The sequence below is a fragment of the Tepidamorphus gemmatus genome (assembly GCF_004346195.1).
Classification (GTDB): Bacteria; Pseudomonadota; Alphaproteobacteria; order Rhizobiales; family Tepidamorphaceae; genus Tepidamorphus; species Tepidamorphus gemmatus.
This window is the reverse complement of sequence record NZ_SMAK01000003.1, coordinates 377,966-398,855: the sequence shown is the minus strand read 5'-3', so window position 1 is coordinate 398,855 and position 20,890 is coordinate 377,966. Positions and strand designations below refer to the sequence as shown.

The 20,890-nt window shown below is 69.1% G+C and carries 14 protein-coding genes and 1 tRNA gene; 11 read left to right on the top strand and 4 right to left on the bottom strand.

Annotated features, from left to right (window positions below; translation table 11 throughout):
- Positions 1 to 169: 169 nt before the first annotated feature.
- Positions 170 to 3,493 (bottom strand): ATP-binding protein, encoded by a 3,324-nt coding sequence (locus tag EDC22_RS07255; protein WP_132805941.1) that lies wholly within the window; start codon positions 3,491 to 3,493, stop codon positions 170 to 172.
- A gap of 239 nt (positions 3,494 to 3,732) precedes the next feature.
- Between EDC22_RS07255 and EDC22_RS07250 the strand changes: the two genes are divergently transcribed.
- The 3 genes from EDC22_RS07250 to EDC22_RS07240 all read left to right on the top strand — a co-directional run bounded on the left by EDC22_RS07250 (position 3,733) and on the right by EDC22_RS07240 (position 5,098).
- Complete coding sequence (locus EDC22_RS07250) at positions 3,733 to 4,107, top strand: phasin family protein (protein WP_132805940.1); 375 nt, start codon at positions 3,733 to 3,735, stop codon at positions 4,105 to 4,107.
- A 251-nt stretch (positions 4,108 to 4,358) separates the two neighbouring features.
- Positions 4,359 to 4,859 (top strand): phasin, encoded by a 501-nt coding sequence (locus tag EDC22_RS07245; RefSeq protein ID WP_207903725.1) that lies wholly within the window; start codon positions 4,359 to 4,361, stop codon positions 4,857 to 4,859.
- A 162-nt stretch (positions 4,860 to 5,021) separates the two neighbouring features.
- Positions 5,022 to 5,098 (top strand) — tRNA-His (locus EDC22_RS07240).
- A 282-nt stretch (positions 5,099 to 5,380) separates the two neighbouring features.
- Here EDC22_RS07240 and EDC22_RS07235 read toward each other — a convergent pair.
- Together EDC22_RS07235 and EDC22_RS07230 are read right to left on the bottom strand one after the other, a co-directional pair.
- The gene (locus tag EDC22_RS07235; protein ID WP_132805938.1) at positions 5,381 to 5,818 is read right to left on the bottom strand and encodes an acyl-CoA thioesterase; all 438 of its coding nucleotides are present in this window, start codon (positions 5,816 to 5,818) and stop codon (positions 5,381 to 5,383) included.
- 73 nt (positions 5,819 to 5,891) lie between these two features.
- The gene (locus EDC22_RS07230; protein WP_132805937.1) at positions 5,892 to 6,671 is read right to left on the bottom strand and encodes a DeoR/GlpR family DNA-binding transcription regulator; all 780 of its coding nucleotides are present in this window, start codon (positions 6,669 to 6,671) and stop codon (positions 5,892 to 5,894) included.
- A gap of 222 nt (positions 6,672 to 6,893) precedes the next feature.
- Here EDC22_RS07230 and EDC22_RS07225 point away from each other — a divergent pair, with 222 nt between their 5' ends.
- The 7 genes from EDC22_RS07225 to EDC22_RS07195 all read left to right on the top strand — a co-directional run bounded on the left by EDC22_RS07225 (position 6,894) and on the right by EDC22_RS07195 (position 18,456).
- On the top strand, positions 6,894 to 7,865 hold the full coding sequence (locus EDC22_RS07225) for an ABC transporter substrate-binding protein (RefSeq protein WP_132805936.1): 972 nt from the start codon (positions 6,894 to 6,896) through the stop codon (positions 7,863 to 7,865).
- 313 nt (positions 7,866 to 8,178) lie between these two features.
- Complete coding sequence (locus EDC22_RS07220; protein WP_165926821.1) at positions 8,179 to 9,228, top strand: quaternary amine ABC transporter ATP-binding protein; 1,050 nt, start codon at positions 8,179 to 8,181, stop codon at positions 9,226 to 9,228.
- Positions 9,225 to 11,258, top strand: coding sequence for an ABC transporter permease (locus EDC22_RS07215; RefSeq protein WP_132805934.1), 2,034 nt, complete (start codon positions 9,225 to 9,227; stop codon positions 11,256 to 11,258). Before EDC22_RS07220 ends, EDC22_RS07215 begins: the two co-directional genes overlap by 4 nt.
- Positions 11,255 to 12,133: a choline/ethanolamine kinase family protein gene (locus tag EDC22_RS07210; protein WP_132805933.1), complete on the top strand. Its 879-nt coding sequence runs from the start codon at positions 11,255 to 11,257 to the stop codon at positions 12,131 to 12,133. Before EDC22_RS07215 ends, EDC22_RS07210 begins: the two co-directional genes overlap by 4 nt.
- Positions 12,134 to 12,321: 188 nt before the next feature.
- Entirely contained in the window at positions 12,322 to 14,769 is a 2,448-nt protein-coding gene (locus EDC22_RS07205) for a GcvT family protein (RefSeq protein ID WP_132805932.1), read from the top strand.
- Between the two features lie 166 nt (positions 14,770 to 14,935).
- On the top strand, positions 14,936 to 17,353 hold the full coding sequence (locus EDC22_RS07200; protein WP_132805931.1) for a GcvT family protein: 2,418 nt from the start codon (positions 14,936 to 14,938) through the stop codon (positions 17,351 to 17,353).
- 179 nt (positions 17,354 to 17,532) lie between these two features.
- A complete protein-coding gene (locus EDC22_RS07195; RefSeq protein ID WP_132805930.1) occupies positions 17,533 to 18,456 on the top strand; it encodes a choline/ethanolamine kinase family protein in 924 nt (307 codons plus the stop codon).
- Between the two features lie 4 nt (positions 18,457 to 18,460).
- Here EDC22_RS07195 and EDC22_RS07190 read toward each other — a convergent pair whose 3' ends face one another.
- The gene (locus EDC22_RS07190; RefSeq protein ID WP_165926820.1) at positions 18,461 to 19,606 is read right to left on the bottom strand and encodes a sulfotransferase family protein; all 1,146 of its coding nucleotides are present in this window, start codon (positions 19,604 to 19,606) and stop codon (positions 18,461 to 18,463) included.
- A gap of 468 nt (positions 19,607 to 20,074) precedes the next feature.
- On the opposite strand from EDC22_RS07190, the gene EDC22_RS07185 reads away from it, so the two are divergent.
- A complete protein-coding gene (locus EDC22_RS07185; protein ID WP_132806018.1) occupies positions 20,075 to 20,884 on the top strand; it encodes an NAD-dependent epimerase/dehydratase family protein in 810 nt (269 codons plus the stop codon).
- The last annotated feature ends 6 nt before the right edge of the window (positions 20,885 to 20,890 follow it).

Below are 20,890 nucleotides of genomic sequence, written 5' to 3'. Positions count from 1 at the left end.
GGGGTCAAGGCCCTGCCATCAAGGGCAAGAGAGCGGTTCTCCGCTCCGGAAGCGACATTTGCCGGAGTGCTCGGGACGAGTCAATATTATCCGACAATCAAAGTCAGCATTACAAATGGAATAATTCTAAGGCCTTGCCGCCAGCCCGTGCCGTATCGCTCGAAGCATTTCATTCCGACAGGACGCGGTTCTGCGGAAACCGGATCTCGATCATCGTGCCCTCGCCGGGCCGGCTGGTGATCGCGAAGCTGGCCCGGTTGGCTTCGGTCAGCGCCTTCGACAGCGGCAGGCCGAGACCGGTGCCGCGCTCGCGGTCGCTGCCTGCCACCGCAAGCTGGCGGAACGGCTCCATGGCCGCGGTGATCTCGGTCTCCGACATGCCGATGCCGGTGTCGCGGACGCGCAGGACCACCTCGCCGGTCTCGTCATGCACGGTCGAGACGAACACCTGACCACCGGGAAGGGTGAACTTGATCGCGTTCGACAGCAGGTTGAGCACGACCTGCCGGATGCTGCGGGCGTCGGCGACGACCGGCGGCAGGTTCGGCGCCAGGCTGGTGCGGACGATGATCTGCGCGCGGTTCGCCTGCGGCCCGACGATCGCCACGGTCTGCTCGACAAGATCGTTGAGCCGGACACCGGCGAAGGCGAGGTCAAGCTTGCCTGCCTCCACCTTCGAGAGGTCGAGCAGGTCGTTGACCAGGCTCATGATATGCTCGCCGCTGGCGCGGATGTCCCTGACGTACTCGCGGTAGCGCTCGTTGCCGAGCGGACCGAAGCGCTCCTCGCCCATCACCTCGGAGAAGCCGATGATGCCGTTGAGCGGCGTGCGGATCTCATGGCTGATCTTGGCGAGGAAGTCCGATTTCTGCGCGCTGGCCTCCTCGGCGCGCCTGCGGGCTTCGACCAGGGCCTCCTCGGCGGCCTTGCGATCGGTCAGATCGCGCAGCACGGCGCAGAACCGGGCCGGCTGACCGGTCCCGATCCGGCCGACCTTCATATGCACCGGCGTTCCCTCGCCGTCGCCGGCGATCAACCGGATCTCGCGGCCCTCGGCCAGCACGCTGGGCACGCCGCCGGCCTTCAGCCCCTCGATCAGGTCGATGGCGTGCGAGCGCGAGCCCGGCGCCACGCAATCGACGAAGGGGCGGCCGAGCAATTCGCCGTCGAGCCCGGCGAGCAGGCGCCGGGCGCCCGGATTGGCGGAGACGATCGCGCCATCGGGGCCCAGCACCAGAACGCCGTCGACGGCCATCGCCACGACGGCGCGCAGATCGGCAAGCTCGGTGTCGACCGGTGCCTCGCGCGGGGTGGGTGTCTGCGGCAATGGCACGGCCGATGTCGGCGCAGGCTCTGGCAGGCGGGCGCTGAGCAGCATCGCAGGGCCGCCGGCCCAGGGTGTGCGCGCCAGATGCATGGCGACCGGCATCAGCGTTCCGTCGCGGCGGCGCGCGACGACGTGGGCGTGCTCGTCATCCTCGGTCGGCGCGCGTCCCTCGAGCAGACCGGCAAGGCCGCCCGCCGCCTCGAGATCGGCGAGATCGTCGAACGCGAACAGTTCGAGAAACGCCCGGTTGGCGAACAGGATGCGGGCGTCGCGAACGACCGCAAGGCCGAGCGGGACGCGGTCGAGGACCTCGCCGATCCATGCCGGTACGGCCGCCGGGGGGATGGTGGCCTCCTGGCCGGCAGCGGCGGACTCGGACGCAGCCGCTTCGGACGCAGCCGGCGACGAGGCATCCGGCGCGGCTGCCGGGGCGGCCGCATCGCCGGGCTCGGCCATCGCCTGGCGCGAGCAGGCGCTCGGCGGTGAGGCCTGCGCGGTTGCGTCTTCGCCGACGGCGTCGGGTGCGGACGCCAGGTTGGCACCGTCGCCCTGAGGCCCGTCATCCGGGGTTGCGGCCACCTGCGACGCGGTGTCCGCCAGGTCGGCAGCGCCGGACTCCGACCGGCCGGACTCGGCATGCGGTGTCGCCGCGCCAGCCGCTGCCGCGGTCGGCTCCCCGTCAGGCGCATCCGCAGGCGTCGCAGCGTCGGTTGCAGCCTGCGGCGCATCCTCTTCCGGCAGGCGGGCGCCGAGCGCACGGGCAATGGCGCGAAACGCATTGCGTTCGCGCTCGTTCAGTCCGGCCCCCTCCCCTGCCTCTGCCGCAGCCGGTATCGGCTTGAGCCGGACGATCCGCGGCGTCTGTCCGGCAGGGGCCCCCGCCGCGACCGGCTGAAGGTCCTCCGGCTCTGCGAAGACCACATCACCGGCGCCCACGTCGCCACCATCGGGCTGCTGCGCAGCGTTCAGACCCTCGGGCGGCGCATCCGTCGCGTCGGAGACATCGGGCGCGGCGGGTGCGGGCGTCGCGGGAACGGGATCGATCGGGGCAGATCCGGCGCCGGGCTGGGTGGCGGGCGGCAGGATGGCCAGGGCGTCGGCGAAGCCGCGGAAACCGGCGAAGGCGCGGCCCTCGCCATAGCGGGGCAGGGCCGACAGCCGCAGCCGCACGGCATCCCCGTAATCGGTCGGCCAGTCGACCAGGATGTCGCTCCAGGTGTCGCGGCTGGCGAGCGCCGCGGCGATGCGTCCGTCGGGATCGAGCCCGTGCTGCGCGGCAACGTCCGGCCAGCGCCGGCCGGCGACGGCGGCGGCACGCGGTCCGACGATCCCGGCGAATCCGGCGCCGATCTCGACGAAGCGACCATCCGCATCGAGCAGGAAGGTGAAACGACGGGTCTCGGGAAGCCGACGCTGGCCGGGCGCCGCCGCCGGCGGCCGGACGGGCGATACCGGGTCGGAGCCGGACGGGCCGGGCGAGACGTCGGTACCGGATTCGGGCGCTGTGCCCTCGCCGCCGGATCCGCCCGTCGCGGCAGGCGGCGGTGCAGATGATCCGACCGTCGCGACCGCCTCGTGCGCGTCAACATCAGCCACCTCGTCCGCGACGGCACCGAGGACGAGTTCGAGCGATCCTTCGGGCAGCGCGAGCCGGACGGCAGCCGGCGCATCGGTGGACAGCTCGGCGGCGGCAGCCGCCGGGTTGCGGTAGATCTCGCCCTGCGAGCCACGCAGGAGCACCGGCAGGGCGAGCGCGCCGAACACGGTCGCCGCCCTCTCCGCCAGGGGGCGGCGGTCGGGAGCAAGCCCGATCGCAAGCACCAGGACGAGATTGCGCCGGTTCGGATCGACGAGCCGGCAGCGTCCGGCAACGCTGACGTCGCGCAGCCTGACGAAAAAGCGCAGCATCGCCATGCGCGGCGTGCCGTCTGCGGGAAGCTGGCCGGGCAGGCGCGCGAGCTGCGTCATCCCCGGCCGGCCCATGTCGAAGCTGCGCATCGCCAGGGCGGCGGGGTCCCGAGCCTCGAAGAAGGCGGCACCCACGGCACTTGCCGTCACGACCCTGCCGGCCTCGACGTCCCACAGCCAGGCGGGCGCGACGCCGAGCACTGCCTCGGCGACCGCCGGCAACCGCAACAGCGAGGGAAGGTCGTGACGGCCGGTCATGTCAGCGTGGTGTCCGGTCTGTCCCGCAAGGGTGGCACACTCCCCGGTCCAGCGTCCGGGATGGGGCTATCCGATTGGACCGGGATCACAACCGGCGCCGCCGGAGCCGGAGAACCCGTCACAATGCGGTGTTATAGTCGTCCTGCCCGAGGGCCGTCCAGCAGCACGACTGCAGGCAACGCGCCGGGCGCCAGCTTGGTTAAGACCAGATCGACATCCCGAAACGGAAGGAGGCCGCAATGACCGCCAAGTTCGACATCCCCGACGCGATGCGCGAGTTCGCCGAGAAGAGCGTCGATCATGCGCGCAAGGCCTTCGAGGAATTCCTCGGCGCCGCTCATCAGGCGGTCGACAGCCTCGAGACCTCGGCCCAGACCGCCCAGCGCAATGTCCGGACGCTCGGCGAGGAGGCCATCCGCTTCGCCGAGGAGAACATGGCGGCGAGCTTCGAGTTCGCCCAACGGCTGGTACAGGCGCGCAACGTCGAGGAGATGCTCAGGGTCCAGACCGATTTCGTCGAGCGGCAGATGGCCGTCCTGGCGGAACAGGCCCGCAAGCTTTCGTCGGCCGGCGCTGCGGCCGCGGGAAAGGCAGGTAAGGCCAGAGGCGATTGACCGGCCTGGACACGACCTGCCGCGACGCCGGGGCGGGTCGGGCGGGTCGGGCGCGTTGCGGATCGGCGCAGACCGGCGTTGCGGGCGGATTTTTGTGCAATGCAGTATTTTCTGTTGCAATGCACAAGAGCACTGCCTATATTCCGGATCATCATCATTGGCGCGCACTCCGTCTGTGGAGGCTGATGCGCCGCAGTTGCCATTCTGCGCCGGCGGTCCGACCGCCGGCTTGAGCCTGAAGGACCATGACCATGACCGCCGCCAAGGAAAAGACCGCTCCGAAGACCGCCGCGGAGGCGACCGCGAAGACCGCTGGTGCCGCCACCGCCGCCTTTCCGAACTTCGGCACGCTTGAAGTGCCGGCCGCCTTCCGCGAGATGGCCGAAAAGAACGTAATGAAGGCCAAGGAGGCCTATGACAGCTACAAGTCGCTGGCCGAGGACGCGACCGACGCGCTCGAGGATACCTTCGCCTCGATCAACAAGGGCACCAACGACTTCCAGGCCAAGGCGCTGGGTGTCGCCAAGGCGCAGTTCAACGCCGGCTTCGACTTCGTCGAGAAGATGATCGGCGTGAAGTCGCTGGCCGAAGCGATCGAGATCCAGTCGGAGTTCGCCCGCAAGCAGTTCGATGCGCTGACCGAGCAGGCCAAGGAGTTCCAGGCGCTCGCCAGCAGGGTGCAGAGCGAGTCGACCAAGCCGTTCAAGGACGGCATCGCCAAGGCGATGAACCACTGGAAGGCCGCCTTCTGAAGCCGCGCAGGACACGAAGGCTGCCCCCCCGATGCGAAGCCCGGCCTCTCGGCCGGGCTTCGTGCGTATGGACCAGGCCCACCCCTCGCCTCGGAAGGTTTCGCCCGTCGCGCCGGCCTTGCAAAATGGCCGGACAGACCGTAAGTGTGGCCCACGTCTTGGGCAGCTGTAGCTCAGTTGGTTAGAGCGCCTGATTGTGGATCAGGAGGTCCCCCGTTCGAGCCGGGGCAGCTGTACCAAATCCTCCCGTCAGAGCCAGCCTGCAGCCATGGCGCAAACGTCCGGTCGCGATGCTGAACGGCGTCGAGGTGATCCCGCTTGGGCGCCGCCTGGACCCGCAGGCTGGAGGAGCATGACGCAGCAGCGGCGCACCCGGCCCGCGGCTCGTTCTTCGGTCCCCGGTGCGGCCCGACCGTGGCGGCGCTGACCAGGACAGCGTTCAAAGGCATGTCGGCGAAGGCATGTCGGGCGCCGCGCCGATCGAGATCCGCGATGCGGTCCACGGGTAGCGGCGGCCGGCCTCACGCAACCGCGATCGCCTCGAGCGCAGTGCGCAGGGCGGGCGGCAGCGGGGCCGGGCGGCGGGTGGCGCGGTCGACATAGACGTGGACGAAGTGGCCCTCGGCTGCTGCCGTCTCCTCGTCGCCGCGGAAGATGCCAATCTCGTAGCGCACGGAGGACGTGCCGATGCGGGCGACGCGGATGCCGCAGGTCACCAGGTCCGGAAAGGCGATCGGGGCGTGATAGCGGCACTGGGTCTCGACCACGAGGCCGATGGTCGCGCCGGCGTGGATGTCGAGTGCGCCCGATCCGATCAGGTAACCGTTCACCGCCGTGTCGAAGAACGAGTAGTAGACGACGTTGTTGACGTGTCCATAGACGTCGTTGTCCATCCAGCGCGTGGCAATCTCGCTGAAATGGCGATAGTCGCCGCGGGTGCTCACCTGCCGATCGCCCATACGCCTTGCTCCGCAATCTGCGCCGGGGTGGGCATTACAGCGTTTTCCGGCGATGTCCAGCGGGTCTGCGGCCTCAGGAGGCGAAGCGGCGCGCCCGGGCGATCTCGATGCGCACGCCGGCGGCGGTCAGGGCAGCCTCGAGCTCCGGAGGCGGCGCGCGATCGGTGACGAGCGCATCGATCCGCTCGGGACCGCAGATCCTGACCAGGCTCGGCCGCCCGAACTTGGCGGCGTCGGCCGCCACCGTCACCTGCTCGGCCTGGTCGATCACTGCACGGGAGAATTCGGCTTCCGCCAGATGGTAGACCATCAGCGATCCGTCGAGGCCCATCGCGCCAATCGACAGGATCGCATGGCGCACACGGAACTGCCGAACGAAGGCGAGCGCCTCCGGGCCGAGCGCCGCCGTATCGTCCGATCTCAGTTCGCCGCCGGCCATGAACACCCGGTTCGAGGCGTTGGTCGCAAGCGTGCGGGCGATTTCGGCGGAGTTGGTGATCACCGTCAGCCCGGAATGACCGCTCAGCGCCCGCGCGACGAAGGCCGTGGTCGAGCCGCAGTCGAGCATCACCGTGTCGCCGTTCGCGACCCCGGCGGCGACCGTCTCGGCAATCAGCCGCTTGGCCTCCGCGCGCTCCAGCATCCGCTTCTGGAAGGGCGGCTCGCGCAACGCATCGGGAAGCGTGATGCCGCCGTGAACCTTGGCCAGCAGTCCCTGCGAGACCAGCGGCTTGACGGTGCGGCGGATGGTCTCGTCGGACACCGCGAGCCGCTCGGCCAGTTCGCCGATGGTACAGGCGCCCGAAAGCTGCACGAGACGCAGGATCTCGCTCTGCCGGCGGGACCGATGCATGGTTGGCGTTCTCCCCTGCGCCGACGTGACGGGCACGCCCGCCAGCGTGCCATTACCACAGAATCCCTCATGTTTGGAATTCATTCCATCACAAACCAACAGATTGCGACAGTTTCTTGTTGACGTTGGGGCCAACATCGCCGGATCATCCTGCGCGAGAGCCGCCCATCGGCTTTCGGGGAACAGTATCGACGCTCGCGACAACCAGGGGAGGTGAGCGACATGATCAAGACCGCAACGGGCCTGCCGCGCCTGGCGCTGACCGCCGCGAGCGCGCTCGCCCTCTTCGCTTCCTGCGGTCTGCCGGCCGCGGCAGCGCCGGAATCGACCGATCCGATCAAGCTGACGCTGCACGACTGGACCGGCCAGCTGATCACCACGCAGATCATGGGCGAAGTGCTCAAGCAGGCCGGCTACAACATCGAGTACGTGCAGGCCGACTATCTTGCCCAGTTCGCGGGCCTGAAGTCGGGCGACCTGCACGTGGCCATGGAAATCTGGGAGACCACCGGTCGCGAGGCGCTGGACGAGGCCGTCGGTTCCGGGCGTGTCGAGAACCTCGGCGAGACCGGCATGCTGGCGATCGAGGAGTGGTGGTACCCGCTCTACATGAAGGAGCAGTGCCCCGGCCTGCCCGACTGGGAGGCGCTGAAGGGCTGCGCGGAGGCCTTCGCCACCCCCGAGACGGCGCCGAAGGGCCGCTATCTCGGCGGGCCGGTGACCTGGGGCGGCTTCGACGACGAGCGGGTCGAGGCGCTCGACCTGCCCTTCGAGGTGATCCATGCAGGCACCGACGCGGCGTTGTTCGCGGAACTGGAATCCGCCTATCAGCGCAAGGCGCCGATCCTGCTGTGGGTCTACGCGCCGCACTGGGCGCCGATCAAGTACGAGGGCGAGTGGGTCGAATTTCCGCCCTATGAGCCCGCCTGCTACGAGGATCCGTCCTGGGGCTCGAATCCCGACATGGCCTATGACTGCGGCAAGCCACGCGGACCGATCTGGAAGGTCGCCTGGGCCGGCCTGAAGGACAAGTGGCCGGGTGCCCGCGCGGCGATCGAGGCGTTCCGCGTTACCAACGACGAGATGGGCGAGATGGTCGCCAAGGTCGATCTGGAGGGCAAGCGCGTCGAGGATGTGGTGTCGGAATGGATGAACAGCAACGAGGACCGCTGGAAGAAGTGGATCGGGCAGTGAGGCCTCTCCGTCCCATCTCGCGTCATCCGGAGCGGCCATAAGGCCGAACCGGGTCGGGAGGCACCCTCATCCCGCCGCGATGTCCCGATCCCGGCCCGGCGTTCGCACCGGCCCGGCATTCGCACCGGCCGGGCGGACGCGAGGTGGATCGCGACGTCCCGGACGGCATCGCCCGTCCGGCCGCGGGCGTCCCGGATGGACGGGTGAGGCCATGCCATGACCCTGTCCATGACCCGGTGGCGGGCGTGGCCGGGCCCGCGACCGTTCTCCGCCTATCGATCCGCTGCCGACCCCTTGTGACGTGATCGCGACCGTGACCGCTTCCCCCCGTCCATCGACCGACATCAAGCTCGCCTGTCGCGGCGTCTGGAAGCTGTTCGGCCAGGGAGCCGAACGGCTGCTGGCCGACGGCCGCTACCCGGACGGCGAGGCGATCCGCGCCGCCGGCCTGGTTGGCGCGGTGCGCGACGCCAACCTGGAGGTGCGACCCGGCGAGATCTTCGTGATCATGGGCCTGTCGGGCTCCGGCAAGTCGACGCTGGTGCGCTGCCTGTCACGGCTGATCGAGCCGACGGCAGGCGAGATCCTGTTTGATGGCCGCGACCTGTTGCGGATGAGCGACCGGGAGATGATCGAGATCCGGCGCCACCGCATGGGCATGGTGTTCCAGCACTTCGCCCTGTTGCCGCATCTGACCGTGCTCGGCAACGTTGCGTTTCCGCTTGCCGTGCAGGGCATCGACCGGGCGACCCGCGAGGCCCGTGCCCGTCGGGTGATCGAGCTGGTCGGGCTAGCGGGCCGCGAGGGCTACTATCCGCGCGAGCTGTCCGGCGGCCAGCAGCAGCGCGTCGGTATCGCCCGCTCGCTGGCGGTGGAGCCGGAACTTTGGTTCCTCGACGAGCCGTTCTCGGCGCTCGATCCGCTGATCCGGCGCGAGATGCAGGACGAGTTCATCCGCCTGCAGGCGAGCCTGAAGAAGACCATCGTCTTCATCACCCACGATTTCGACGAGGCGATCCGTCTTGCCGACCGCATCGCCATCATGAAGGACGGCGCGATCATCCAGACCGGCACGCCGGAGCAACTGGTGCTGAACCCGGCGACCGACTACGTGGCCGAGTTCACCCGTCACATCCCGCGCGCCAAGGTCATGTCGGCGGCTTCGGCCATGGAGCCATGGCGCGAGGGCGCCGCGACCGCCGGCACGGTGGCCGCGTCCGACCGGATCGCCGATATCGCCGACCGGGTCGAGGCGGCGGACCGGCCGTTCGCCGTGCTGGGGGCCGATGGGCAGCCGGTCGGACTGATCGGCCGGCAGGCAGTGGTCGATGTGCTGGTCGGCCGGTCGCGGGGACGGCAATGAGCGCGCCCGAAGCCGCGATCACGGCAGCAGCGGCGCGGCCGGCCCGGCTTGCCATCGACAGCGCATTCTGGTCCGCGGCCTTCCTCGCCTCGCTGCTCGTCTGGTCCGCGGGCAAATCCTGGGCGGAAGCGGCGGGGCTCGGCTGGGCCTATGACTGGCCGCGCGCCTGGACCGTGCCGCTGACAGGCTGGGTATCGTCCTTCATGACCTGGTTGATCGAGGATGCACGGCTCGGCCCGGTCTCGTTCGTCGATCTCACCCGCGGCATCTCCTGGCTGCTCGACATTCCGCTCACCATCGCGACCAGCCTGCTCGCCTCCGGCTTCCTCAGCGGCCAGGGATCGGCAGCGCAGCAGATCCTGCCGCCGCTGTCGTGGATCGCGGTGATCGCGGTCGTCGTCGCGATGGGCCATTACGCCAGCAACTGGAAGCTGGCCGCCTTCGTCGGCGCCTGCTTCCTCTATCTTGCCGTTTTCGGCCAGTGGCAAAGCGCCATGGTGACGCTGTCCTCGATCGTCATCGCCGTGCCGTTCGGCGTCGCCGGCGGCCTCGTGCTCGGCATCGCCGGACACCGCTGGCCCCGCTTCGAAAGGGTGATGGCGCCGGTCCTCGACATCATGCAGACGGTGCCGGTATTCGCCTACCTCGTGCCGATCCTGTTCCTGTTCGGCTTCGGGCCGGTCGCTGCGATGATCGCCACCATCATCTATGCCATGCCGCCGATGGTGCGCGTCACGATACTGGCGCTGTCGCAGGTGCCGGGCGAGATCCGCGACTTCGGGCGGATGGCCGGTTGCACGCCGCGTCAGATGACCTGGAAGGTGATGATACCGTCGGCTCGACCGGGCCTGATGGTCGGCGTCAATCAGGTGATCATGCTGTCGCTCAACATGGTCATCATCGCCTCGATGATCGGCGCGGGCGGGCTCGGCTATGACGTGCTGACCTCGCTCAGGCGGCTCGATATCGGCGGCGGCATCGAGGCAGGCGTGGCGATCGTGGTGCTTGCCATCGCGCTCGACCGGCTCAGCCAAGCCTTCGCCGACCGGTCGCCGCCGGTGCACGGCGTGAAACCGGCCAACCCGCTGCGCCGCCATCCATGGACCGCGACGGTCGTGCTGGTGATCCTTGGCACCGGCCTCGCCGGTCTGGCCTTTCCTGCCGTCCAGACCTATCCGCCGGCCGGCGAAATCTCGACCGGCGGCTTCTGGGCGGCCATCGTCCAGTACATCAACGTCAACTTCTTCGACGAGCTCGAGGCGATCAAGACGGCCATCCTCGTCAACATGCTCGTCCCGGTCCGCCGCTTCCTCACCGAGCTGCCCTGGGCCTGGATCGTGGCGCTGGCGACGATTGCCGGCTTTCGGCTCGGCGGCGTGCGGCTGGCTCTGATCGTGCTGGGACTTTCGATGTTCATCGTCGTCAACGGCCAGTGGGAGAAGGCGATGATCACCGTATATCTGTGCGGCGTGTCGGTGCTCATCGCCGCCCTGATCGGCATCCCGCTCGGCATCCTGGCCGCAGAGAACGAGCGCGCCGGACAGCTGCTCGGCGGGATCACCGACACGCTGCAGACCCTGCCGGCCTTCGTTTACCTGATCCCGGTGGTCATGCTGTTCCGGGTCGGCGACTTCTCGGCGATGATCGCCGTGGTGCTCTACGCGCTCGCCCCGGCGATCCGCTACACCGCCCATGGCATCCGCCGGATCGACCCGCAGCTGGTCGAGGCGGGCGTCGTCGCCGGCTGCACGCCGCGCCAGCTGCTCGCACGTATCAAGCTGCCGCTCGCGCTGCCGGAAATCCTGCTCGGCATCAACCAGACCATCATGCTGGCGATCTCGATGGTGGTGATCACCGCGCTGGTCGGGACCCGCGATCTCGGCCAGGAGGTCTACATCGCGCTGACCAAGGCCGACACCGGACGCGGCATCGTTGCAGGCCTCTGCGTCGCCTGCATCGCCATCATCGCCGACCGACTGGTCTGCGCAGCAGCGGCGCGAACGCGCAGGCGACTGGGGCTCGCACCATGATCGAGCTTGCACGCCAGCGGGCCGCCGCACTGCCGATCTGGTCCGGCCCGGTCGATCCGGTGCCGCTTGGCGGCGGCATCACCAATGTCAACTTCCGCGTCGAGGATGCCGGCCGGTCATTCGTCGTCAGGATCGGCGACGACATCCCCGTGCATCAGGTGATGCGCTTCAACGAACTCGCCGCCGCGCGCGCGGCTGCCGAAACCGGCATCTCGCCGCGCGATGTCTACTGGGAGCCCGGCGCGCTGGTGATCGAATTCATCGAGGGCCGGACGCTCGCCGACGCCGATGTGCGCGACCAGGCGCGGCTCGAGCGCATCCTGCCGGTGGTGCTGCGCTGCCACCGCGACGTGCCGAAACGGCTGCGCGGACCGGTGCTGATGTTCTGGGTGTTCCACGTGGTGCGCGACTATGCCGCGACGCTGCGCGACGGCGGCAGCCGTCACACCGATCGCCTCGCCGGCCTGCTGGACACCGCCGAGAGGCTCGAACAGGCCGTCGGCCCGGTCGATATCGTGTTCGGCCACAACGACCTGCTGCCCGGCAACCTGATCGACGACGGGGCGCGCATCTGGCTGATCGACTGGGACTATGCCGGCTTCAACTCGCCGCTGTTCGATCTCGGCGGCCTCGCCTCCAACAACGGCCTGTCGGCGGCCCAGGAGGAGTGGCTGCTGGAGGCCTATTTCGACCGTCCGGTCACCGACGACCTGCGCCGCCGCTACGCCGCGATGAAATGCGCCTCGCTGCTGCGCGAAACGATGTGGAGCATGGTGTCGGAGATCCACTCCGCCCTCGACTTCGACTACGCCGCCTACACGGCGGAAAACCTGAAACGGTTCGAGGCAGCGTTGGCCGCATTCGGGGAGATGTGACGGTGACGGCTCAGATCCGCATCAGGACGGCAGTCCGGTCGCGGATGCGCGGACCGGCGACTCGCCTGCGGGCCGATCCCGGCTCTCCACGGCAGGCCGGAAATCGACGCGTGACACGACCCTGCCCAGGCGTCAGGCCACCGGACCGACGATGAACAGACAAGCGCAATACCTCAGGAAACACGCTCATGACTGACCTGCCGAAGGACGCACGTGCCGTGGTGATCGGCGGCGGCATCGTCGGATGTTCGACAGCTTACCATCTCGGCAAGCTCGGCTGGACCGACACCATCGTGCTGGAGCGGGCGAAGCTCACCTCGGGCTCGACCTGGCACGCAGCAGGACTCGTCGGGCAACTCCGTACGTCGGCTAATATCACCCAGCTGCTCGGCAACTCGGTCCGTCTGTACGACCGGCTCGAGGCGGAGACCGGACTTGCCACCGGCTGGAAGATGAACGGTGGCCTGCGGCTTGCCTGCACCGCCGACCGCTGGACGGAAGTGCGCCGGCAGGCGACCACGGCTCATTCCTTCGGGCTCGAGATGCATCTGCTGACACCGAAGGAGGCGCAGGAACTCTGGCCGCTGATGGACGTGTCCGACGTGGTCGGTGCCGCCTACCTGCCGACCGACGGCCAGGCAAATCCCTCCGACATCACCCAGGCGCTGGCGAAGGGCGCACGGATGACCGGCGTCAGGTTCTACGAGGACACGCCGGTGACTGCCATCCTGATCGAGGGTGGCCGCATCCGCGGTGTCGTGACGCCGCGCGGCACGATCGCCTGCGAGATCGTCGTCAACTGCGCCGGGCAGTGGGCGCGCGAGGTTGGCCGGCTGGCCGGCGTCAACGTTCCGCTGGTCTCGGTGCAGCACCAGTACCTGATCACCGAACGAATCGACGGGGTCACGCCCGACCTGCCGACGCTGCGCGATCCCGACCGGCTGACCTACTACAAGGAGGAGGTCGGCGGTCTCGTCATGGGCGGCTACGAGCCGAATCCGATCGCCTGGGCCGTCGACGGCATCCCGGAGGGCTTCACGTTCGCGCTGCTCAATTCCGACTGGGATCATTTCTCACCGACCATGGAGCTGGCGCTCGGTCGCGTCCCGGCGCTGGCCCACGCCGGCATCAAGGAACTGATCAACGGTCCCGAGAGCTTCACGCCGGACGGCAATTTCATTCTCGGCGAGGCGCCGGAGCAGCGTGGGTTCTTCGTCGGCGCGGGCTTCAACGCCTTCGGTATCGCCTCTGGCGGCGGCGCGGGCATGGCACTGGCGGAATGGATCGTCGCAGGCGAGCCGCCCTTCGACCTGTGGCCGGTGGACATCCGCCGCTTCGGACGGCCGCATTTCGACACGGACTGGATCCGCACGCGCACGCTCGAACTCTACGGCAAGCACTACACCATCGCCTGGCCGGGCGAGGAACATGAGAGCGGCCGACCCTGCCGGCGCTCGCCCCTCTACGACCGCCTCAAGGCGGCCGGCGCCGCGTTCGGCGAAAAGCTCGGCTGGGAGCGGCCGAACTGGTTCGCCGACCTGTCGGCCGGCGAGGAGCCGAGAGACGTCTACGGCTTCGGCCGACAGAACTGGTTCGAGGCGGTCGGACGCGAGCACCGGGCGACCCGCGAGGCGGTGACGGTGTTCGACCAGTCGTCCTTCGCCAAGTTCCTCGTGATCGGCCCGGACGCGGAGGCTGCGCTGTCCTGGATCTGCGCCAACGACGTCACGCGACCGCCAGGGCGGCTCGTCTATACGCAGATGCTCAACGCGCGCGGTGGCATCGAGTGCGACCTGACGGTGGCGCGACTGGCCGCCGATCGCTACTACATCGTCACCGGGACCGGCTTCGCGACGCACGACCTCGACTGGATCCGCCGCAACATTCCGGCTGGACTGAACGTCCAGGCAGTGGATGTTACGTCGGCTTATGGAACCCTCTCGGTCATGGGCCCGAACAGCCGCGAACTGCTGTCGCGCCTGACCCGAGAGGACCTGTCGAATGCGTCCTTCCCGTTCGGCACCGTGCGCGAGATCGGGGTGGCCGGCGCGCCGGTCCTGGCGCTGCGCATCACCTATGTCGGCGAGCTCGGCTGGGAGCTGCACCTGCCAAGCGAATATGTCGTCAATGTCTACGAGGCGCTGATCGCGCATGGTGGTGATCTCGGGCTCCGGCCGGCCGGCTACCGCGCGATCGAGAGCTTGAGGCTCGAAAAGGGCTACCGGGCCTGGGGGTCCGACATCGGACCTGACCATACTCCGCTCGAGGCGGGCCTCGGCTGGGCGGTCAAGCTGAAGTCGAACCAGCCGTTCCTCGGCCGCGAGGCGCTCGACCGGCAGCGGCGGGGACCGCTGAAGAAGCTGCTGGCGGGATTTGCCGTCGACCCGAAGGTCGTCCTGCTCGGCCGCGAGACGATCTACCGCAACGGCGAGCGCGTCGGCTGGCTGACCAGCGGCGGCTACGGCTACACGGTGGGCAGGTCGATCGGCTACGGCTATGTCCGCAACGGTGCGGGCGTCGACCGAGCCTATGTGGAGGCCGGCAGCTACGAACTCGAGGTCGCCACCGAGCGCGTGGCGGCCGAGGTGTTCCTCGAACCGCTCTACGATCCGCAGATGATCCGGGTGAAGGCGTGATGGAAAACCAATGCGCAGTGCCTGCGTCATCCCGGACGGCCAAGGGCCGATCCGGGATCGCGACGCCGATATCGTTGGCCATATCCCGATCCCCGCATGCCGCGCACCCTGCGCGCTGCCGCCGGGATGACGGGCGGCGGTGGTCTGCGATCATCCGGTGCCGGCGATGAGCGCGCTTCCCTCCCACGCCCGCATCGTCATCATCGGCGGCGGGGCGATCGGCTCGGCAATCGCCTATCATCTGGCCCGCGCCGGCGAATCGGATGTGCTCGTCATCGAGAAGGCGCAGCTCACCCACGGCTCGACCTGGCATGCCGCCGGCCTGGTCGGGCAGCTGCGCTCGAAGAAGAACCTGACCCGGCTGATGCAGAATTCGGTCGCGGTCTTCGACCGGCTCGAGGCCGAATCGGGTCAGGTCATCGACTGGCGGAAGTCGGGATCGATCCGGATCGCCTCCTCGCCCGAACGGCTGGCGGAGATCCGCCGCTCGCTGACCCAGGCCAAGGGCTTCGGCTTCGAGGCCCACGAAATCACCGCTGCCGAGGCCAAGGACCGCTTTCCGTGGATGACGACCCGCGGGGTCGTCGGTGCGGCCTGGATTCCCTCCGACGGCTATATCGACCCCTATGCCCTGACCCAGGCCTATGCCCGGGTTGCGCGCGCCGGCGGGATCGCGATTCGCGAGGGTGTCCGCGTCACCGGTTTCGAGATGAGAGATCGACGCATCGTCCGCGTGCTGACCGACCACGGCGCGGTCGGCTGCGACTGCGTGGTCAATGCCGCCGGCATCTGGGCGAAGCGCATCGGCGAGATGGCCGGCGTCCGTCTCGCCGCCGGCGCGGTCGAGCATCAATATGTGGTGACCGAGAAGAAGGTCGCGGTGACGCCCGAGACGCCGACATTCCGCGATCCCGACCGGATCTTCTATCTGAAGCCCGATGTCGGCGCCTTCGCCATCGGCGGCTGGGAGCAGGGGGCACCGGCGTGTTGGCCGCAGGGCGTGCCGTTCGAGTTCGGTCGCGAACTGTTCCCCGAGAACCACGCGCGGCTCGAGCAGTTCCTGGTGCCGGCCGCAGAGCGCCTGCCGATCCTCGAGGAGATCGGCATCCAGACGGTCATCAACGGACCGATCCCGGTATCGGCGGATGGCGAGCCGATGATGGGGCTCGCGCCGGAGCTCGACAACTTCTTCGTCGCCTGCGGCTTCACTGCCGGGATCGCCGCATCCGGCGGCGCCGGCGAGGCCATGGCGAACTGGATCCTGCACGGCGATCCGGGCATGGACCTGTGGCCCTTCGACGTGCGCCGGTTCTCGCCACATCAGGCAAACCGGTCATGGCTCGCGGCCCGATCCTCGGAGGCCTATGGCCGCTACTATGCGCTGCATTATCCCGGCGAGGAGATGGTCTCGGCACGACCGCAACGCACCAGTCCGCTCCACGGGCGGCTGGCGGCGGCCGGCGCGGTCTTCGGGTCGAAGGCCGGCTGGGAACGGCCACTGTGGTTCGACAGCGGCGCGGTCGAGGCGTCCGAAACGCCGAGCTTCGAGGGTCGGCCGGGCTGGTTCGCGGCGGTCGCACGCGAGCATCGGGCGGTACGCGAGGCGGTCGGCCTGATCGACCAGACCTCGTTCTCCAAGTTCGAGATCTTCGGACCAGGCGCGCTGGCCGCGCTGCAGCGGATCGCCGCCAACGATCTCGACCGGCCGGAGGGAACCTGCGTCTACACCCAGCTGTGCAACGAACGGGGCGGCATCGAGGCCGATCTGACCATCATGCGGGTCGCCCGGGACCGCTTCTATGTCGTCACAGGCAGCCAGTTCGGCGTGCGCGACTCGGGCTGGATCGCCCGCCACCTTCCCAGCGACGGATCGGTGCGGCTGGAAGAGGTCACCTCCGCCATCGCGGTCATCAACCTGGTCGGCCCGAAGGCGCGCGCCGTGCTTGCGGCGGCGAGCCTCGACGATGTCTCCGACGCAGCGTTCCCCCATCTCGCCGTGCGCGACATCGAGATCGGGCTCGGCCGGGCCCGGGCGGCCAGGATCGGCTATGTCGGCGAGCTCGGCTACGAATTGCACGTGCCCACCGACGAGGCGGCCGCCGTCTACGACACGCTGAAGGCGGCAGGCCAAGCGCACGGCATCATCGATGTCGGCTACCGTGCGATCGATTCGCTGCGGCTGGAGAAGGGCTATGTCTACTGGTCGGCGGACGTGACGCCGGACACCGATCCGTTCGCGGCGGGGCTCGGCTTTGCGGTCGCGCTCGGCAAGGGCGACTTCATCGGCCGCGAGGCACTGGCGCGAATCAGGGCCGAGGGGCCGTCGCGGCGGCTCGTCACACTGACCGTCGACGGCTTCGCCCCGCTGATCGGCGGCGAGGCCGTACTGGCGGATGGCGCTGTGGTCGCCACGACGACGAGCGCCGGCTTCGGCCACACGGTGGGCTGTACCATCGCCTTCGCCTACCTGCCGGCTGACCTTGCCGCACGCGACCTCTGCATCGAGGCCTACGGCCGGCTGTATCCGGCACGGCGCGCAGCGCGCGCCGTGTATGATCCGAAGGGCGAGCGGCTGAGGGGATGAGGCGGCCGATCTTGAGCGCGTCATGCCTGTCGATCGCCGCCCCGGCAACCCGCGGCCGCGTCATTCCGGCCCGGGGCGAAGCCGGGGTACCGGGATCGACACTCCGGTCTGGCCGCGCGCGCCCGACTCTGCGCTGCGCCTCGGCCGGGGTGACGGCGGAGGCAACGGAAGGGAACACCATGTCCGACATCGATGATGCCCGCGCGGCGCTGGCAGCCATCCCGACGATCGCCGCGACCGATCTCGCCGAGGCCCGGATCACCCGGCTCGGCGGACTGACCAACCGTGTGTTCCGCGTGGACACCGACGGCAGCCGGTTCTGCCTCAGGCTGCCCGGCAGGGGCACCGAGGCCTATATCGACCGCGCCGTCGAGAGGGTGAACGCCGCCGCCGCCGCGACCGCAGGGGTTTCGCCGGAGGTCCTGCATTTCGGGCCGGACGGGGTGATGCTGACCCGCTTCGTCGACGGTGCCGAGACGATGTCGCCGCAGGCCTTCGCCGATCGGCCCGGCGCCGTCGAACGGGCCGGCCGCGCCTTCCGGCAGCTGCACGACCGCGCGGCCCCCTTCGCCTTCCGCTTCGAGCTGTTCGCGATGATCGACGGCTACCTCAAGCATCTGGCCGGCCTCGGCGCCGCGGTGCCGGACGGCTACAACGACGTCGTCGCCGAGGCGGACGGCGTGCGCCGGGCGCTGGCCGCGCGCGAGCTGCCGCTGGTCTCGTGCCATTGCGACCCCTTGTGCGAGAACTTTCTCGACACCGGGACACGCATGTGGATCGTCGACTGGGAATATTCCGGACTGAACGATCCGATGTGGGATCTCGGCGACCTGTCGGTCGAAGGCGGCTTCGACGCGGAGATGGACCGCCGTCTGCTCGAGGCCTATTTCGGCGGCCCGGCCGCGCCCGCCGACGTAGGCCGGATGGTGATCTACAAGGCGATGTGCGACCTTCTGTGGACGCTGTGGGGCCTGATCCAGCACGCCAACGGCAATCCGGCCGACGATTTCTGGGCCTATGCGAACAACCGCTTCGCGCGCTGCAAGGCGCTGATGGCGACGCCCGACTTCGCCCGGCACGTCGCCGTCGTCGCGGCGCGGTAGCGGTTCAGCGGACGGCCGCGCGGCGGGCGGCGGCGGCCGGGTCCGGATAGCCGTAGCGGTGGGCGACCGGGCCGGTGATTGCGACGATCTGCCGCATCTCCGCGGGCGTGAAGCCGGGCAGGTGGTGATCCGGCACACGCACCGTCGCGACGGCATGGGCAATGATCGCCTCGTCTTCCACCCGGCAATGGGCGAGCACCGCGCGCATCGTCGTCTGCGGATCGGCGCACAGATCCTCGTAGCGCACCACCATCGTCGCCTCGGCAATGGCGGGATCGGCGGCAAACCGATCGGCGAGATGGCCGTAGACCTGCGCCCAGCTGAGCGCCCAGCCCTCGATTTCGCGCCCCTGTTGCCACAGCGCCTCGATCCGCGACGCCTGGCCGTCTGCGTTGATCGGCATCGCGCGCCGGTCAAGGCCATACCCGAGATGACCGGCCCGGCCCGGGTGGCGGGCGCCGCGCGGATCGATGCCGCCCGCGTGGCAGAACAGTTCGTGCTGCCGCATCAGCGAGGCGACCTGGGCGACGGGCTCGCGGACCGGCACGATGAAGCGGGCATCCGGAAACAGGCTCAGGATGTAGCCGATACGGGTGATGTTGTAGCTGGCATTGGCGAGATAGCGATCGCCGCCGCGCAGCAGCAGGATCTTGCGGATATGGTCGCGGTAGAAGACCTCGAAGGGCGGGTTCGACGTGCGCCGGTCGAGCACCGCGTCCCTGCCCGGGGCATGGAGATCGGGGAAGAAGGCCATCCACACCCGCTCCTCTAAGGCCGCGAGGCGGTCTGGCGTGTCCTTGATGCCATCGGCCAGGGCGCGCACGCGGGCCTTGCCCGTGGCCTTGCCAGCCAGATCCATGAGCCAGTTCCAGGCGACCGGCGAGAGGACTGGCGGAGAATCGCTGCCGCGATGCGTCGCAAACCAGGGATGACGGGCAAGCAGCTCGAACAGGATCGTCGAACCGGAGCCGGCGAGGCCTGTCACATAGACCGGTGACAGCACATCGGTCTGCGCGAGCCGGTCGCGCAACAGCCGGGACTCCAATCCGGCGACGGCGAGCGCCAGGCGGGGATGGCGCTCGAGGAAGCCGCTCAGCCTGTCGCCCCAGGCTCCGACCTGCGGACCGGCGGCACGCGTCGGGATAGTCATCGGATACGCCTCGCGAACGTGAAGGCCAGGGTGGACAGGATCAGGGCTCGCACGCACGTCACCTGCCAGCCGCCCGGCCAGTCGGGTCCAGACGATAGGTCCTGCTTGCGCGGCAAATGTGTGACGTTGCGGTCGAATGGACCGGCCGGGCCGAACCGTCGTCGGCATGGCGATCCGCCGCCCGGGACTGCTCGCTGGCGCTTCACCCCGGGTCTCACCCGATATGGAACATTCTCGTCAGGCTGCCGCCGGTGACTACTCTGCCCAGCCGTTCCGGCCGGGAATGCGGCGCGCGATGAACCATCCGATGATGAGTCCGGCGCCGTGCGGCCGATTGCCAGAATCGGACGTCGCCATCGCGAATTGATCCCCCGCGGTTGATCCTGACGGCAACGCCACGGATACTGCGCCGGCCCGCCTGCCCCGTGACGGCAGACGGCGGCGCATCGCGAGGTCAACGACATGACCATGAAACTGATCCTGCTGACCGGCGCGGCCGGCGGAGCGGCGCGGATGATCCGTCCGCTGCTGCGCGAGACATACCGTCTGCGCCTGTCGGACCGGGCGCCCGTCGCCGACAGGCACCCGGACGAGGAGGACGTGCCCGCCGATCTGACCGATGCCGAGGCCGTCGCGCGCGCGGTGGAGGGCGTCGACGGCATCGTCCATTTCGGAGGGTTCTCGGTCGAGGGGCCGTGGGAGGCGATCCTGCCGGCCAATATCGAGGGGACCTACAACCTCTACGAGGCGGCGCGACAGGCGGGCGTCCGCCGCATCGTGTTCGCCTCGTCGAACCACGCGGTCGGCTTCTACCGGCGCGACCAGACGATCGGCGACAACGTCACGCCCCTGCCGGATTCGCGCTACGGCGTGAGCAAGGTGTTCGGCGAGGCGCTCGGCAGTCTGTACGGTCACAAATACGGGATGGAGATCCTGTCGATCCGCATCGGCAACGTATTGGACCGGCCTGTCGACGCGCGGCGGCTGGCGATCTGGATAAGCCCGCGCGATCTCGTCCAGCTGATCGGAATCGGGCTCGAGCGACCGGGCATCCGCCACGAGATCGTCTACGGCGTGTCGGGCAACACCCGCAGCTGGTGGGACAATTCCAATGCGCATCGGCTCGGCTACCGTCCCCAGGACGATTCGGAGGTCTTCGCCGAGGCGGTGCTCGCCGCCGACCCCGGACCGAGCGGCGACGACGTGATCGACCTGCACCAGGGAGGGCCGTTCTGCCGGCTCGAAGCCGGCGGCGGCGCCGGCGACCCGCCGCCCTGAGACGCG

Bases quoted from the DNA above. Each gene is read 5' to 3' on its own strand.
- EDC22_RS07255 (WP_132805941.1), bottom strand. From the start codon at position 3,493: ATGACCGGCCGTCACGACCTTCCCTCGCTGTTGCGGTTGCCGGCGGTC.
- EDC22_RS07250 (WP_132805940.1), top strand. From the start codon at position 3,733: ATGACCGCCAAGTTCGACATCCCCGACGCGATGCGCGAGTTCGCCGAG.
- EDC22_RS07245 (WP_207903725.1), top strand. From the start codon at position 4,359: ATGACCGCCGCCAAGGAAAAGACCGCTCCGAAGACCGCCGCGGAGGCG.
- EDC22_RS07235 (WP_132805938.1), bottom strand. From the start codon at position 5,818: ATGGGCGATCGGCAGGTGAGCACCCGCGGCGACTATCGCCATTTCAGC.
- EDC22_RS07230 (WP_132805937.1), bottom strand. From the start codon at position 6,671: ATGCATCGGTCCCGCCGGCAGAGCGAGATCCTGCGTCTCGTGCAGCTT.
- EDC22_RS07225 (WP_132805936.1), top strand. From the start codon at position 6,894: ATGATCAAGACCGCAACGGGCCTGCCGCGCCTGGCGCTGACCGCCGCG.
- EDC22_RS07215 (WP_132805934.1), top strand. From the start codon at position 9,225: ATGAGCGCGCCCGAAGCCGCGATCACGGCAGCAGCGGCGCGGCCGGCC.
- EDC22_RS07210 (WP_132805933.1), top strand. From the start codon at position 11,255: ATGATCGAGCTTGCACGCCAGCGGGCCGCCGCACTGCCGATCTGGTCC.
- EDC22_RS07205 (WP_132805932.1), top strand. From the start codon at position 12,322: ATGACTGACCTGCCGAAGGACGCACGTGCCGTGGTGATCGGCGGCGGC.
- EDC22_RS07200 (WP_132805931.1), top strand. From the start codon at position 14,936: ATGAGCGCGCTTCCCTCCCACGCCCGCATCGTCATCATCGGCGGCGGG.
- EDC22_RS07195 (WP_132805930.1), top strand. From the start codon at position 17,533: ATGTCCGACATCGATGATGCCCGCGCGGCGCTGGCAGCCATCCCGACG.
- EDC22_RS07190 (WP_165926820.1), bottom strand. From the start codon at position 19,606: ATGACTATCCCGACGCGTGCCGCCGGTCCGCAGGTCGGAGCCTGGGGC.
- EDC22_RS07185 (WP_132806018.1), top strand. From the start codon at position 20,075: ATGAAACTGATCCTGCTGACCGGCGCGGCCGGCGGAGCGGCGCGGATG.